At 48.5% G+C, this 1273-nt stretch carries 2 protein-coding genes; both read left to right on the plus strand.

Annotated elements, in window-relative coordinates; translation table 11 throughout:
* Positions 1–529 (plus strand): hypothetical protein (locus NW211_RS13795; protein WP_258328263.1); only part of this gene is annotated, 529 nt, incomplete at its 5' end.
* A 47-nt stretch (positions 530–576) separates the two neighbouring features.
* Entirely contained in the window at positions 577–1206 is a 630-nt protein-coding gene (locus tag NW211_RS13800) for a DUF4141 domain-containing protein (protein ID WP_025018902.1), read from the plus strand.
* Positions 1207–1273: the final 67 nt, after the last annotated feature.

Here is a 1273-nt window from a genome sequence, read left to right on the forward strand (position 1 = left end):
CCCGCAATCTATGCAGGATTTCTTCGGACTTACGGAGGATTACCGTCTGTACCATCAGTTAGAGGATATGGATCCTACAATGTATAGGCAGAAAAGAGCTACGGGAGAGATACCCGATGTGCTTGAGGTGGATGCAAGGCTGACACGAGCCGTGGAGAATATCTTCGAGAGTATCTGTGAACGTCCTCCCGTGCCTTATCTCAATAAACTGAACGATGAGTTGGAGAAGTTGGGGCAGATTGCACATTTCCCCGACAATGTTCACGACACCATCCATATCCGTCCCGACTTCCTTGCCAAGTACGGTATTGACAGGAAGGCTTCTTCGGAAGAGTGTTCCGCCAAGGCTGAAAAGGCATATCGGGAACTCGATGCCCGATTTGTCAGAATGACAGGCAGAAGACCTTATGCAGATGAGCTTTTCAACGGAATGAAGAAGAGGCAGAGCGACTCTTCCGAGGAGAGACCGTCCCGAAAGCAGCATATCCGACAGAAACCCAAATCAAGAGGTCGCAAGATGGGACTGTGATTTCAGTAAGACAATGATTAAGTATTCACCCTTTAATTCGTAACAGTATGAGATTGAAAATTTTTATGCTCTGTCTGGTGGCTCTCTTTGTCAGCCAGACATCGAGGGCGCAGTGGGTGGTGACAGACCCCGGTAACCTCGCACAAGGCATCATCAATGCCACGAAGAATATCGTGCATACATCCTCTACGGCAAGTACGATGATTCAGAACTTCCAGGAGACAGTAAAGATCTATAAGCAGGGCAAGGAGTACTACGATGCTCTGAAGAAGGTGAAGAACCTTGTCCGCGATGCACGCAAGGTACAGCAGACCATCCTGCTTGTAGGCGACATCACCGACATCTATGTGAACAGCTTCGAGCGTATGCTGAACGACCCCTATTTCACGGTGGAGGAACTCAGTGCCATAGCTTTGGGCTATACGAAACTGCTCGAAGAGAGTGCCCACCTGTTGAATGATCTTAAATCGGTGGTCAATGAGAACGGGCTCTCGATGAGCGACAAGGACCGTATGGATATCATCGACAAGTGTTACAGCGAGATGCTCCAATACCGTGGGCTTGTGCAGTATTATACCAACAAGAACATCGGGGTGTCTTACCTCAGAGCGAAGAAGCAGAACGATGTTGACCGTGTGATGTCCCTCTACGGCTCGCCGAGTGAACGCTATTGGTAAACCTGAAATCCTACGACTATGGTACTATTAGCAGTAAACTTTGACAATCTGCATCAGATACTCCAGA

This window comes from Barnesiella sp. ET7 (assembly GCF_024733785.1).
Taxonomy (GTDB): Bacteria; Bacteroidota; Bacteroidia; order Bacteroidales; family Barnesiellaceae; genus Barnesiella; species Barnesiella merdigallinarum.